Annotated in this window: 14 protein-coding genes; 11 read left to right on the top strand and 3 right to left on the bottom strand. The window is 54.6% G+C overall.

Translation table 11 applies throughout. The features are described from left to right. The first annotated feature begins 97 nt into the window (after positions 1-97). From eno to ispD, 3 genes are all read left to right on the top strand, one after another. Positions 98-1,387 (top strand): phosphopyruvate hydratase, encoded by a 1,290-nt coding sequence (gene eno, locus GHN86_RS08980; protein ID WP_153378334.1) that lies wholly within the window; start codon positions 98-100, stop codon positions 1,385-1,387. Between the two features lie 168 nt (positions 1,388-1,555). Then, positions 1,556-1,834: a cell division protein FtsB gene (gene ftsB, locus GHN86_RS08975; RefSeq protein ID WP_003440483.1), complete on the top strand. Its 279-nt coding sequence runs from the start codon at positions 1,556-1,558 to the stop codon at positions 1,832-1,834. Then, positions 1,831-2,535 carry a 2-C-methyl-D-erythritol 4-phosphate cytidylyltransferase gene (ispD, locus tag GHN86_RS08970; protein WP_153378335.1) on the top strand — a complete coding sequence of 235 codons (705 nt, stop codon included), beginning with the start codon at positions 1,831-1,833 and terminating at the stop codon, positions 2,533-2,535. Before ftsB ends, ispD begins: the two co-directional genes overlap by 4 nt. Positions 2,536-2,688: 153 nt before the next feature. On the opposite strand, the gene GHN86_RS08965 is transcribed toward ispD, so the two are convergent. After that, positions 2,689-3,588: a LysR substrate-binding domain-containing protein gene (locus GHN86_RS08965; protein WP_323369244.1), complete on the bottom strand. Its 900-nt coding sequence runs from the start codon at positions 3,586-3,588 to the stop codon at positions 2,689-2,691. Positions 3,589-3,696: 108 nt separating this feature from the next. Here GHN86_RS08965 and GHN86_RS08960 point away from each other — a divergent pair, with 108 nt between their 5' ends. The 8 genes from GHN86_RS08960 to rpoS all read left to right on the top strand — a co-directional run bounded on the left by GHN86_RS08960 (position 3,697) and on the right by rpoS (position 10,839). Next, positions 3,697-4,809, top strand: coding sequence for an S-(hydroxymethyl)glutathione dehydrogenase/class III alcohol dehydrogenase (locus tag GHN86_RS08960; RefSeq protein ID WP_153378336.1), 1,113 nt, complete (start codon positions 3,697-3,699; stop codon positions 4,807-4,809). 51 nt (positions 4,810-4,860) lie between these two features. Beyond that, positions 4,861-5,706, top strand: a complete 846-nt coding sequence (gene fghA, locus GHN86_RS08955; protein ID WP_153386453.1) for an S-formylglutathione hydrolase — start codon at positions 4,861-4,863, stop codon at positions 5,704-5,706. Between the two features lie 43 nt (positions 5,707-5,749). Continuing rightward, on the top strand, positions 5,750-6,223 hold the full coding sequence (gene ispF, locus GHN86_RS08950) for a 2-C-methyl-D-erythritol 2,4-cyclodiphosphate synthase (protein WP_153378338.1): 474 nt from the start codon (positions 5,750-5,752) through the stop codon (positions 6,221-6,223). Next, on the top strand, positions 6,220-7,278 hold the full coding sequence (gene truD / locus GHN86_RS08945; RefSeq protein ID WP_153378339.1) for a tRNA pseudouridine(13) synthase TruD: 1,059 nt from the start codon (positions 6,220-6,222) through the stop codon (positions 7,276-7,278). Before ispF ends, truD begins: the two co-directional genes overlap by 4 nt. Then, the gene (surE, locus tag GHN86_RS08940) at positions 7,266-8,015 is read left to right on the top strand and encodes a 5'/3'-nucleotidase SurE (protein WP_153378340.1); all 750 of its coding nucleotides are present in this window, start codon (positions 7,266-7,268) and stop codon (positions 8,013-8,015) included. Before truD ends, surE begins: the two co-directional genes overlap by 13 nt. 41 nt (positions 8,016-8,056) lie before the next feature. Beyond that, a complete protein-coding gene (locus GHN86_RS08935) occupies positions 8,057-8,692 on the top strand; it encodes a protein-L-isoaspartate(D-aspartate) O-methyltransferase (protein WP_194286207.1) in 636 nt (211 codons plus the stop codon). 208 nt (positions 8,693-8,900) lie between these two features. Next, the gene (locus GHN86_RS08930) at positions 8,901-9,728 is read left to right on the top strand and encodes a peptidoglycan DD-metalloendopeptidase family protein (RefSeq protein ID WP_323369245.1); all 828 of its coding nucleotides are present in this window, start codon (positions 8,901-8,903) and stop codon (positions 9,726-9,728) included. Between the two features lie 106 nt (positions 9,729-9,834). Further along, positions 9,835-10,839 carry an RNA polymerase sigma factor RpoS gene (gene rpoS, locus GHN86_RS08925; protein ID WP_153378343.1) on the top strand — a complete coding sequence of 335 codons (1,005 nt, stop codon included), beginning with the start codon at positions 9,835-9,837 and terminating at the stop codon, positions 10,837-10,839. A 97-nt stretch (positions 10,840-10,936) separates the two neighbouring features. On the opposite strand, the gene GHN86_RS08920 is transcribed toward rpoS, so the two are convergent. After that, complete coding sequence (locus GHN86_RS08920; protein ID WP_228385402.1) at positions 10,937-11,149, bottom strand: DUF2790 domain-containing protein; 213 nt, start codon at positions 11,147-11,149, stop codon at positions 10,937-10,939. Positions 11,150-11,911: 762 nt separating this feature from the next. Further along, positions 11,912-12,961 carry an alkene reductase gene (locus tag GHN86_RS08915; protein WP_153378345.1) on the bottom strand — a complete coding sequence of 350 codons (1,050 nt, stop codon included), beginning with the start codon at positions 12,959-12,961 and terminating at the stop codon, positions 11,912-11,914. Positions 12,962-12,975: the final 14 nt, after the last annotated feature.

The raw sequence follows: 12,975 nt of genomic DNA, 5'->3' as shown, positions 1-12,975 counted from the left end.
CCTATCGTCCGCAAGGTTGCCTGTCATTTACCCCTTGCCGCCGATAAAAAATTTCCCTCAGCTGCGTGTTTTCGTCAACTTTGGAGTATTTACAACAATGGCAAAGATCGTCGACATCAAAGGTCGTGAAGTTCTCGACTCCCGTGGCAATCCCACTGTGGAAGCGGACGTGCTTCTCGACAACGGCATCATCGGCAGCGCTTGCGCGCCGTCCGGTGCTTCCACCGGTTCCCGTGAAGCATTGGAGCTGCGTGATGGCGACAAGAGCCGTTACTTGGGCAAAGGCGTGCTGAAAGCCGTTGCCAACATTAACGGCCCTATTCGTGATTTGCTGCTGGGTAAAGACCCGGTTGATCAAAAAGCGCTGGACCACGCGATGATCGCGCTGGACGGCACTGAAAACAAAGGTTCCCTGGGCGCCAACGCCATTCTGGCCGTATCCCTGGCTGCAGCCAAGGCTGCTGCCCAGGATCAGGACCTGCCGCTGTACGCCCACATTGCCAACCTGAACGGCACGCCGGGTGTGTACTCGATGCCGGTGCCGATGATGAACATCATCAACGGTGGCGAGCACGCCGATAACAACGTCGACATTCAAGAGTTCATGGTGCAGCCAGTCGGCGCCAAGACTTTTTCCGACGCATTGCGCATGGGCACTGAAATCTTCCATCACCTCAAAGCTGTGCTCAAGGCCCGTGGCCTGAACACTGCCGTGGGCGATGAAGGTGGTTTTGCTCCTGACCTGGCATCCAACGAAGAAGCGCTGAAAGTCATCTCCGAAGCCATTGCCAATGCCGGTTATACCCTCGGCACTGATGTGACGCTGGCGCTGGATTGCGCGGCCAGCGAATTCTACGAAGACGGCAAGTACAACCTGTCGGGCGAAGGCCAAGTGTTCGATTCCGAAGGCTTTGCCGAATACCTGAAAGGTCTGACTCAGCGTTACCCGATCATTTCGATTGAAGATGGTCTGGACGAGTCGGATTGGGATGGCTGGAAAATTCTGACCGACAAAATCGGTGAGAAAGTTCAGCTGGTAGGTGACGATTTGTTCGTGACCAACACCAAGATCCTGAAAGAAGGCATCGACAAAAAAATTGCCAACTCGATCCTGATCAAGTTCAACCAGATCGGCACTTTGACCGAAACCCTGGAAGCTATCCAGATGGCCAAGGCTGCGGGTTACACGGCGGTTATTTCTCACCGTTCGGGCGAAACCGAAGACTCCACCATTGCCGATCTTGCAGTGGGCACGTCGGCAGGGCAGATCAAAACCGGCTCTCTGTGCCGCTCCGATCGCGTTTCCAAGTACAACCAATTGCTGCGTATCGAAGAGCAGTTGGGGGCGAAAGCCAAGTACAACGGTCGCAGTGAGTTTCGCGGTTAAGCGGTAGGTGGTAAAAAGTCCGCAGACAGTGTCAGAAAATTCGCCAAGTACGGTTTTTTGACACTAATCTGATGCTTCTGTATACCAAGCCTGGTTCGTCCAGGCTTTGTACTATTCGTTGTTTACGTTTTCGGCATGGCTGTCTTTTCACTGGATACCTGATATTCGATGCGCAGTCCCAATTGGTTGTTTCTCATCTTGCTCTTGCTGCTGGCTGGCCTACAGTATCGTCTGTGGGTGGGAAATGGCAGTTTGGCGCAGGTTACCGACCTGACCCAGCAAATCGCTGATCAGCATGCTGAAAATGAAGTGTTGCTGGAGCGCAATCGTGTCCTGGATGCGGAAGTGCTTGAATTGAAAAAAGGCATGGAGACCGTTGAAGAACGTGCGCGCCATGAATTGGGCATGGTCAAGGAGGGCGAAACCCTCTACCAGTTGGCCCAATGAGTCATTTTCAACCGGCCTTCTGGGCCGTGATTCCTGCCGCGGGCGTCGGTGCCCGTATGGCCGCAGACCGTCCCAAACAGTATTTGCAGTTGGGCGGGCGCACAATTCTCGAACACAGCCTTGGCTGTTTTCTCGATCATCCAGGCCTTAAAGGGCTGGTGGTCAGCATTGCTTCTGATGATCCCTTCTGGCCGTCCTTGTCATGCGCTGCTGATCCGCGTGTGGTGCGGGTTGACGGTGGGCGCGAGCGTGCCGACTCGGTGCTTAATGCGCTTTTGCATTTACATGCGCGCGGCGCGTGCGATGAGGATTGGGTGTTGGTCCACGACGCGGCGCGGCCCAATCTTTCTCGCGAAGACCTCGACAAACTGCTGGGTGAGTTAGCCGATGATCCTGTAGGCGGCTTGCTTGCTGTGCCCGCACGCGACACCCTTAAAAAGGTGGATAAACACGGGCGTGCCGTTGCGACGGTTGATCGTAGTTTGATCTGGCAGGCTTATACGCCACAGATGTTTCGCCTAGGGGCGTTACATAGGGCGTTGGCTGATAGTCTGGTGGCAGACGCAAACATTACGGATGAATCGTCCGCAATGGAGTGGGCAGGCTTGGCTCCGCGCTTGATTGAAGGTCGGGCTGACAATATCAAAGTGACCCGCCCGGAAGACCTGGAATGGCTGCGGTTGCGTTGGGTAAACCGCTAATCGGACCAATCACTCGCGATCACTCTGTAGCAGCTGCCGAAGGCTGCGTCCGGCTGCGAAGCGGCCGTAAATTCAGATTGCGCGGAGTGTCAGGTTGGCTAAATTCTCGGGGTTTACGACTGCTGCGCAGCCGGACGCAGCCTTCGGCAGCTGCTACAGGGTGATGTATTCCACCCGTTTGGCCAGCCCTTCTTTTAAGTAGTCCACCAGCTTTCTGACTTTGGGCGACAAGTGTCGCTGTTGCGGATACAGCGCCCAAACGGCGGTGTTAGGCGGTTGATGTGCGTCCAGCAAAGACACCAGTGCTCCGGTCTTTAAGTGCTCCAGCACGTAGTAGTCCGGCAACTGGCACAGACCTGTACCGAGTAGCGCCGCATCCAGTACTGCCTGCCCACTGTTACACCGCCAATTGCCCTGTACACGCTGGGAGAACTCGCGGCCATCTTGCTGCAATTGCCACTGGTCGGAACTGCCAATCAAGCAGTTATGCCGGCTCAATTCCGACACGCTATGGGGGCGGCCGTAACGCTCAAGATAAGATGGCGCAGCGCACAGGTACATCCGTCTTGGAGCAAGCCGGGTGGCCACCAGTCTGGAGTCCTGCAAACGACCCAGTCGTATGGCGAGATCGAGACTCTCATGCACCAGATCCAACGGTCGATTGCTGAGCTCAATGTCCACCCGCAACTGCGGATACAGGCCCATAAAGCGCGTCACCAATGGCACGATAAATCGCTCGCCGTAAGCCACCGCACAGGTCATGCGCAGCATGCCTTTCGGTTCGCTGGCCAAGTCCCCGATCGCCCGCAGCGCTTCTTCGCGCCCATCTTGCAAGCGTTGACAGTGTTGCAAAAAAGTTTGGCCAGCCTCCGTCAGCGTGACCCGTCGCGTACTGCGATAAAACAATCGAGTTTGCAAACGCTCTTCGAGGCGCGCCACCTGGCGGCTGATATGGGATGAAGACACGCCCAGGCGTTCAGCCGCTGCAGTGAATTGCCCGCATTCTGCTACCGCGACAAACTCATCAATGCCTTCCCAGCGGTTCTCACTCACGATCGATTGTCCCTGTATGACAATAATGTTTTGCTTTTGACTGGATTATTAATCAATCGGAGCTGATTTACACTGACCGTCTTGTTTTTACTTTGCTGGAGACGATTGATGATCAAGTCCCGTGCTGCTGTAGCGTTCGAAGCCAAAAAACCGCTGGAGATCGTAGAAGTTGACGTTGCCATGCCCAAGGCTGGCGAAGTACTGCTGCGGGTTGTTGCCTCCGGTGTCTGTCATACCGACGCATACACTTTGTCGGGCGCTGACCCGGAAGGCATCTTCCCCTCGATTCTTGGCCACGAAGGCGGCGCTATCGTTGAGGCCATTGGTGAGGGCGTGACCTCTGTTGCGGTCGGTGATCATGTGATCCCGCTTTACACGCCTGAGTGTGGTAAGTGCAAATTCTGCCTCTCGGGCAAAACCAACCTGTGTCAGGCGATTCGTGCGACTCAAGGTAAAGGCCTGATGCCTGACGGCACTACGCGCTTCTCCTATAAAGGTCAGCCTATTTTCCATTACATGGGTACCTCGACATTCTCTGAGTACACCGTGGTGCCAGAAATTTCTGTGGCCAAGATTCAAAAAGAGGCGCCGCTTGAGAAGGTGTGTCTGCTTGGTTGTGGCGTGACCACCGGGATTGGTGCAGTCCTCAATACGGCCAAGGTCAAGCCGGGTGACACCGTGGCCATTTTCGGTCTGGGCGGCATTGGTCTGTCAGCGGTTATTGGTGCGGTCAAAGCCAAGGCGGCGCGGATCATCGCCATTGATATTAACCCGGCCAAATTTGAAATTGCCCGTCAGCTGGGCGCAACCGACTGCGTTAACCCGAAAGACTTCGATCGTCCGATTCAGGAAGTGATCGTTGACATGACCGATGGCGGCGTTGATTTCTCCTTTGAATGTATCGGCAATGTGCAACTGATGCGTGCGGCGCTTGAATGCTGCCACAAAGGTTGGGGCGAGTCGGTCATCATCGGCGTGGCCGGTGCGGGCCAAGAGATCTCAACCCGTCCGTTCCAATTGGTTACCGGGCGCGTCTGGCGTGGTTCGGCATTTGGGGGTGTGCGCGGTCGCAGCGAATTGCCAAGCTATGTGGACATGGCGCAAAGCGGCGAGATCCCGCTGGATACGTTCATCACCCACACCATGGGTCTGGAAGACATCAACAAGGCTTTCGACCGGATGCATGAAGGCAAGAGCATCCGCACTGTAATCCATTTCTAAATAACAGCAGCCGGCTTACTCACGTATGGCCGGCTGCTGGGAGTTTCTCCCATGACATTGGAAAACATTTCCTGCCAGAAAAGCTTTGGCGGTTGGCACAAGCGTTACAAGCACCGTTCTGAGGTTTTAGGCTGCGACATGGTGTTTGCCGTGTACTTGCCACCCCAGGCCGAGCAGGGCGCAAAGTTGCCTGTCCTGTATTGGTTATCGGGCCTTACCTGCACCGACGAGAACTTCATGCACAAGGCCGGTGCAATGAAAATGGCCGCTGAATTAGGGCTGATCATTGTGGCGCCGGATACCAGTCCTCGTGGCGACGGCGTGCCGGATGACCCGCAGGGCGCGTGGGATTTTGGATTGGGGGCCGGGTTTTATCTCAACGCAACCCAACAACCTTGGGCCCAGCATTATCAGATGCACGATTATGTCGTGAAGGAATTGCCAGCGTTGGTCGAAGCCCACTTTCCGGCTTCGCAAAAGCGCGGCATCAGCGGCCACTCGATGGGCGGACATGGCGCTTTGGTCTGTGCGTTACGTAATCCAGGGCGCTATCAGTCGGTGTCGGCGTTTGCGCCGATCAGCAACCCGATGGATTGTCCTTGGGGGCAAAAAGCTTTTTCCCACTATTTAGGTGAAGAGCGTGCACGCTGGCGTGAATGGGATGCCAGCGTGTTGATCAGCGAGGCCAAGGAAAAGCTGCCGTTGCTGGTGGATCAGGGGGATCGTGATGACTTTCTGGCGGTGCAACTCAAGCCAGAAGCACTTCAGCAGGCTGCAAAGTTGGCCAATCATCCGCTGACCTTGCGTCTGCAACCCGGCTATGACCACAGCTATTTTTTCATTGCCACTTTTATTGACGATCACTTGCGTCACCACGCAAGCGCACTAAGTGCTTAATAGTAGGTAGAATCACGCCCTGACTTAATCGGGGCGTTTTTTTATGCGTATTGGCCACGGCTATGATGTGCACTGTTTTGCTGAAGGCGACTTTATAACCTTGGGCGGTGTACGAATCCCCCACAAATTCGGGCTGTTGGCCCACTCTGATGGCGACGTGCTGTTGCATGCACTCAGCGATGCTTTGCTGGGGGCTGCGGCATTGGGCGACATCGGCAAGCATTTCCCGGACACCGACCCGCAATTCAAGGGCGCTGACAGTCGCGCCCTGTTGCGGCATGTCGTGGGCCTTATCCATGCCAAAGGCTGGAAGGTCGGTAATGTCGACAACACCATCATTGCTCAGGCGCCAAAAATGGCGCCGCATATCGAAACCATGCGTGCGTTGATTGCCGCGGATCTAGAGGTTGATTTGGACCAGGTAAACGTAAAAGCCACCACCACTGAGAAGCTGGGCTTTGTGGGGCGTGAAGAAGGTATTGCCGTTCACGCCATCGCTTTGTTGGTTCGCGCATGAACGAGTTTGATCTGCTGGGGCCTCTGGCGTACGGCGAGCCGTTAGGCTCGGCAGTGCTTAAAGCCACGGCTGAAGATTTTCAGGTTGATGAAGTGCTGGACATCCCTTTGTCCGGAGACGGCGAGCACCTGTGGTTGTGGGTTGAAAAACGTGGCCTGAACACCGAAGAAGCGGCACGGCGTATTGCCAAGGCGGCCGGTGTCTCTTTGCGCACAGTGAGCTATGCAGGCCTTAAGGATCGTCAGGCACTCACTCGTCAATGGTTCAGTGTGCAGTTGCCGGGTAAGGCTGATCCAGACTTGTCAGCCGCTGAAAATGACACCCTGAAAATCCTCAAGACCTCCCGCCACAAACGCAAATTGCAGCGTGGTGCTCATGCGGCCAACGGCTTTACCTTGCGTCTGACGCAGTTGGATGCCGACAAGGAGGCGCTGCAGCAACGTTTGGAGTTGATCAGCAAGCAGGGCGTGCCGAATTACTTCGGCAGCCAGCGTTTTGGCTGGCAGGGCGGGAATTTGGGCGAAGCACGTGATTATGCGGCTCGCAAGGCGTTGCCTGAGCAGCGTAATGTCCGTTCGCGTCTGCTTTCCACGGCCCGCAGCTACCTGTTCAATCAGGTGCTGGCCGCGCGGGTGGCCGATGGCTCCTGGCAGCGTGCTCAGGTCGGTGATTTGCTGGCCTTTACCGACAGTCGAAGTTTCTTCCCGGCGGGCGAAGCCGAGTGCAACGATCCACGCCTGGCGATTCTTGATCTGCATCCCACTGGCCCGCTATGGGGCGAGGGTGAGTCTGCAACCACGCACGCGACCCATGTACTGGAGCAGTCCATCGCCGCACGTGAAGCCGACCTGCGTGACTGGTTGGTTCGCGCCGGCATGAGCCACGAGCGACGTATTTTGCGACTGCCCATTGGGCGGTTGACGTGGCATTATCCGGAGCCTGACATTCTGCAACTCGAATTTGTTCTGCCGGCCGGATGCTTCGCCACTGTTCTGGTGCGCGAACTTGTTGATCTGGTGCCTTTGGGTCAAACGGACAACTTATGCGTATTCTGATTTCCAACGATGATGGGGTAACCGCTCCGGGCTTGGCTGCGCTTTATGGCGCGCTTGCGGATTATAGCGAGTGCGTGGTCATTGCCCCTGATCAAGATAAAAGCGGTGCGAGCAGCTCATTGACGCTTGATCGGCCCTTGCACCCGCACACCCTGGATAATGGTTTTATCAGCATTAACGGAACTCCCACCGATTGCGTCCACCTTGGCATTCATGGCTTGCTGAATCAGCAGCCGGATATGGTGGTATCGGGCATCAATCTGGGCGCCAATCTGGGTGATGACGTGCTGTATTCAGGCACTGTCGCGGCAGCGCTTGAAGGGCGTTTTCTCGATCTTCCTTCGTTTGCTTTCTCGTTGGTGTCCCGTCAAGTCGATAACCTTCCAACGGCGGCTCATTTCGCCCGCAAGTTGGTCGAAGCCCATGCATCGCTGAATTTACCGCCACGTACTGTGCTCAACGTGAACATTCCCAATTTACCGCTTGAGAAGATTCGCGGTATTCAGCTCACCCGTTTGGGACACCGTGCCCGTGCAGCTGCGCCGGTACAGGTTGTCGACCCACGGGGCAAGGCGGGCTACTGGATTGCAGCGGCCGGGGATGTTGAGGATGGCGGCGAAGGCACGGATTTCCATGCAGTGATGCAGGGGTATGTTTCTATCACCCCGCTGCAACTGGACCGTACGTTTGGCGATGGTTTCAAAAGCCTTGCCGGCTGGCTGGAGGGTTTGGGTTGAAGGGGCGTGAGCAAGATGGTCTGATGCACAGAGGCATTGGCATGACCTCGGAACGTACCCGTGAGCGTCTGATTCAGCGCTTGCTTGAAGAAGGTATCGTTAACCGCAACGTATTGGAGGCCATCCGTCGTACACCGCGTCATCTGTTTGTCGATGAAGCGCTGGCGCATCGTGCCTACGAAGATACCGCACTGCCGATTGGAAATAACCAGACCATCTCCCAACCCTACATGGTGGCTCGCATGAGTGAGCTTCTGCTGGAGGACGGGCCGCTGGACAAGGTCATGGAGATTGGCACCGGCTCGGGCTATCAAACCGCAATCCTGTCGCAATTGGTGGAGAGGATTTTTTCAGTCGAACGAATCAAAGTGCTTCAGGATCGTGCCAAAGAACGTCTGCTCGAACTGAACCTGCGTAATGTCGTGTTCCGCTGGGGGGATGGCTGGGAAGGTTGGCCAGCTCTGGCCCCCTACAACGGCATTATCGTGACGGCTGTGGCGACTGATGTTCCTCAGGCGTTGCTGGATCAGTTGGCGCCGGGCGGGCGGCTGGTTATTCCGGTAGGGGCTGGCGAGGTTCAGCAGTTGATGCTGATCGTGCGCGAGGAGCATGGCTTCGCCCGGCGGGTTATTGGCAATGTCCGTTTTGTGCCATTACTCAATGGGCCGTTGGCCTAGCCTTTATTTGAGCCGAGTGAATTATAGGGCAGGGCGCAGGTCTTAAAGGCCATTGGCCGGGCCTGCTGAGTGCGTGTTTATGCATTAATCACTCTGTTTGTGACGCGGCTTTGCTCTGAGCAAAGCTGAACAGACAGTTATACTTGCGGTTGAACGAAGCCAGTACTGGCACTCTAATATTTAACCACCATCTAAAAGGGAGCGGCGGGTGAGTCTCACAGTCATTGCGCAGCGTATGGATATCAAAAGCTATCAGAGGCTGGTGGTGGGTGTACTCCTGAGTGCGACGCTGCTTTTGTTGGCAGCGTGCTCCAGCACACCCAAGAACGGCGTGCGTGTCGTTGATCGCAATGGCGTTGCTCAGCGTCCAGCCGTAACGACAGGGCAGTACGTCGTGCGACGCGGCGATACGCTGTTTTCCATTGCTTTCCGTTACGGCTGGGACTGGAAAGCGTTGGCCGCGCGCAACAAGATTGATCCGCCCTTTACGATTGTCCCAGGCCAGACCATCCGTTTCGATGGCCGCGCCGGAACCGTGCCTTCCGCTGGTACAACAACCACCGTGGTGTCCTCATCTTCAGGGACTAAAACCACAGTTATCAAGCGCCCGGCCGCCACAACTAAAGCGGCTGTGGTGCCAGCCCCCTTGCCCGCGGGTCCTGCTCCCAAAGGCTGGGGATGGCCTTCTGATGGCATTTTGATTGGTAAATTTTCTTCAAACGGTAGTTTGAATAAAGGTATTGATATCGCCGGAGATTTGGGACAGCCTGTTTTGGCTGCGTCTGATGGGTCAGTGGTTTACGCCGGGAGTGGATTAAGGGGCTACGGCGAATTGGTCATCATCAAACACAGTGACACCTACGTCAGTGCCTACGGTCATAACCGCAGGTTGTTGGTTCGGGAGGGGCAGCAGGTCAAGGTCGGACAGACAATTGCCGAAATGGGGTCAACTGGTACAGACCGGGTGAAACTTCACTTTGAGATTCGCCGTCAAGGTAAACCTGTAGATCCACTGCAATTCCTTCCACGACGTTGATCGGTTACCAGCCTGTTCCTGATGTAGTAAAGGAGCAGGTTCCAGCGTTGCCAAGGATTAAGGCGATGCTTGAGCTTGAGGTCGAACTCATCAAAGGACTATAGCAATGGCTCTCAATAAAGAAGTGCCGGGGTTTGACATCGACGATGAGGTGCTCCTTATGGACGCCGAAATCGACAATGACTTGATGTCAGAAGAAGACGATTCAACCCCTGCATCCCGCACCAAGTCCAAGAAGACAGCAGCAGCCAAACAACATAAGTACATTGATTACACTCGGGCGCTTGATGCAACCCAGTTGTACCTCAATGAAATTGGCTTCTCCCCGCTGCTCTCTCCTGCAGAAGAAGTTCACTTTGCTCGCTTGTCGCAAAGTGGAGATCCTGCCGGACGTAAGCGCATGATTGAAAGTAACCTGCGACTGGTGGTAAAAATCGCCAGACGTTATGTCAATCGTGGCTTATCACTGCTCGATCTGATTGAAGAGGGCAACCTGGGGCTGATTCGGGCAGTCGAGAAGTTTGACCCTGAACGAGGGTTCCGTTTTTCGACCTATGCAACGTGGTGGATTCGTCAAACAATTGAACGGGCCATCATGAATCAAACCCGTACCATTCGTTTACCTATCCATGTGGTCAAAGAGCTTAATGTCTACCTGCGAGCCGCTCGCGAATTGACACAAAAACTCGATCACGAACCTTCCCCTGAAGAAATCGCCAATCTGCTCGAAAAACCTGTCGCAGAGGTCAAGCGCATGCTTGGACTCAATGAGCGGGTATCGTCTGTTGATGTATCTTTGGGGCCAGATTCCGACAAAACACTGCTCGATACCCTAACCGACGACCGTCCTACAGATCCTTGTGATCTGCTGCAGGATGATGATTTGTCGCAAAGTATCGATCAGTGGTTATCTGAGCTGACCGACAAGCAACGTGAAGTGGTGATCCGCCGCTTCGGCTTACGCGGCCATGAAAGCAGCACACTTGAGGACGTTGGTCTTGAGATTGGCCTGACACGGGAACGTGTACGCCAGATTCAGGTCGAGGGGCTTAAGCGTCTGCGAGAGATTCTTGAGCGCAATGGTCTTTCGAGTGAGTCGCTGTTTCAGTAATACCGCTTTTTTGATATGACTGAGATTTGACTGAAATGCCCTGGGCTTACGGCTCAGGGCATTTTTTTATGCTCGATATTATCGTTGGGACCCGGTTCTAGTTATTTGAACAGCCGTTGCCCATCGCGCTGTATTGCATGATGTGCTCCTGCCCTTGGTGGTCAAGGTAAGTCATTTGCAGGGAAACCACACCGCAGACATCGTCAGGAACGGGATCCATGTGTATCACTTTGGCGATGTCCAGATGAGAACCGTACGTGTATTGCTCGGCTGCGGGTTGCTCGGCAAAGGCTACTTGACTGCCCATCATCAAAAAAGAAGCGACAACCAACGTTTTAAACAGGTTCATTATCCAAGTCCCAACGGTGCAAACGAATGACGTCTTCAGTCGAAGGTAATTAGGCCGAAGGCACTACGAAACGTGGGTGGGTGGTTTGCTGAAACCCTGACAAGCTGGCGTTTCGTGGCTTTGTTTGGAAGCTGTGTCCATTTTAGGCTGATGGCGTTGTGGATAAATCCCTAAGACTGGAATGCAATGTTGGAGAAACAGTAATAATCCCTTGTGCAGACTCTGGGCATTGCTCTGTGGCTCTGGGTTGGCCTTCTTCAATTGCGAGGCCATAGCGGATGTTGCGCTAAGCGGGCCTTTGCTGTCGTAGGATGTAAGCCTTTGCTTACATCTGCTGTAAGTGAAGAGCTTAAAAAAGCGTCATAAAGATATTGTTTAGATATTTGGAGTTTTATCTTATTGAATTAAAAGGGTTTTATTTTTTATAAATGAGTGATCGTTAATAAAAACCTGTCATTGATGCGCTTGCGCCAATTTTATAAAACTCTAATATCTTAACTGTGTCGACGGATTGATACGGCGCTCAAGGATGAACGTCAGAGGACATCGCAGGACGCGATTCATCAGGATGATGAAAAGGAAAAAAGGGACTAGGGAAAAAATGTGGGCGGGTCAAACCGCCCCTTTTTTTACCAGAATTAAAGCAAAACGCCCAAGGCTAAAACCTTGGGCGTTTTGCGTTAAGCGCGTTCAGAAACGCTCTGATCTCGACTCTATGGCTCTTTACAACATTGGATAGTCGATATAACCGACTGGGCCTTTGGCATAAAACGTTTCAGGATGCGCCTCGTTGAGAGGAGCATCGGCTTTCAAGCGTGCAGGCAAGTCAGGGTTGGCGATAAAAGGTACACCAAACGCAACAGCGTCCGCTTTGCCCGACGCTAGCCAAGCATTTGCGCTTTCTTTGGTGAACTTCTCATTAATGATGTAAGGCCCGCCAAAAGCGGCTTTGAGTTGTGGGCCAAGGCTATCGGGCCCTTCTTTTTCGCGCGAGCAAATAAATGCGATCCCGCGTTTGCCTAATTCACTGGCCACATAGCTGAAGGTTTCTGCCAGATTGTCATCGCCCATGTCGTGCAAGTCGGCACGTGGCGACAGGTGCACGCCAACCCGACCTGCGCCCCAGACTTCAATGGCGGCATCGGTGACTTCCAGCAGCAGACGTGCGCGATTTTCCAGGCTGCCTCCGTATTGATCTGTACGCTTGTTGGTGCTGCTTTGCAGGAACTGATCAAGCAAGTAGCCGTTGGCGCCATGAATTTCCACGCCGTCAAATCCTGCCGCTTTGGCGTTTTCGGCGCCTGTGCGATAAGCCTCCACAATCTCGGCTATTTCGGCGGTTTCCAGAGCGCGCGGGACAGGGAAATCGGCCATCGGGCGAACCAGGCTGACATGGCCCTTGGCCGCAATGGCGCTCGGTGCTACAGGTGCTTCACCATTCAGATACATCGGGTGCGAGATCCGGCCCACGTGCCACAGCTGCATCATGATGCGGCCGCCAGCAGCATGAATGGCCTTGGTAATGTTGGTCCAGCCGCGTACCTGATCGTCAGACCAGATGCCGGGTGTATCCGGGTAGCCGACGCCCATTGGCGTTACCGAAGTGGCTTCGCTCAGGATCAGCCCGGCAGATGCGCGTTGGACGTAATACTCCGCCATCAGCGCATTGGGTACGCGTCCTTCATCGGCGCGGCAACGGGTCAACGGCGCCATGATGATACGGTTGGGCAGCTCAAGGTCGCCCAGCTTGATCGGATCGAAAATCGTGGTCATTTATGCAGCCCTCT

Origin of the sequence: Pseudomonas helleri, from assembly GCF_009600315.1 — a bacterium.
In the GTDB taxonomy this organism is placed as follows: domain Bacteria; phylum Pseudomonadota; class Gammaproteobacteria; order Pseudomonadales; family Pseudomonadaceae; genus Aquipseudomonas; species Aquipseudomonas helleri_A.
This window is presented reverse-complemented; position numbering and strand designations above follow the sequence as displayed.

Excerpts from the sequence above, each read along its gene's own strand:
- eno (WP_153378334.1), top strand. The coding sequence starts at position 98 with ATGGCAAAGATCGTCGACATCAAAGGTCGTGAAGTTCTCGACTCCCGT.
- ftsB (WP_003440483.1), top strand. The coding sequence starts at position 1,556 with ATGCGCAGTCCCAATTGGTTGTTTCTCATCTTGCTCTTGCTGCTGGCT.
- ispD (WP_153378335.1), top strand. The coding sequence starts at position 1,831 with ATGAGTCATTTTCAACCGGCCTTCTGGGCCGTGATTCCTGCCGCGGGC.
- GHN86_RS08960 (WP_153378336.1), top strand. The coding sequence starts at position 3,697 with ATGATCAAGTCCCGTGCTGCTGTAGCGTTCGAAGCCAAAAAACCGCTG.
- fghA (WP_153386453.1), top strand. The coding sequence starts at position 4,861 with ATGACATTGGAAAACATTTCCTGCCAGAAAAGCTTTGGCGGTTGGCAC.
- ispF (WP_153378338.1), top strand. The coding sequence starts at position 5,750 with ATGCGTATTGGCCACGGCTATGATGTGCACTGTTTTGCTGAAGGCGAC.
- truD (WP_153378339.1), top strand. The coding sequence starts at position 6,220 with ATGAACGAGTTTGATCTGCTGGGGCCTCTGGCGTACGGCGAGCCGTTA.
- surE (WP_153378340.1), top strand. The coding sequence starts at position 7,266 with ATGCGTATTCTGATTTCCAACGATGATGGGGTAACCGCTCCGGGCTTG.
- GHN86_RS08935 (WP_194286207.1), top strand. The coding sequence starts at position 8,057 with ATGACCTCGGAACGTACCCGTGAGCGTCTGATTCAGCGCTTGCTTGAA.
- rpoS (WP_153378343.1), top strand. The coding sequence starts at position 9,835 with ATGGCTCTCAATAAAGAAGTGCCGGGGTTTGACATCGACGATGAGGTG.
- GHN86_RS08920 (WP_228385402.1), bottom strand. The coding sequence starts at position 11,149 with ATGATGGGCAGTCAAGTAGCCTTTGCCGAGCAACCCGCAGCCGAGCAA.
- GHN86_RS08915 (WP_153378345.1), bottom strand. The coding sequence starts at position 12,961 with ATGACCACGATTTTCGATCCGATCAAGCTGGGCGACCTTGAGCTGCCC.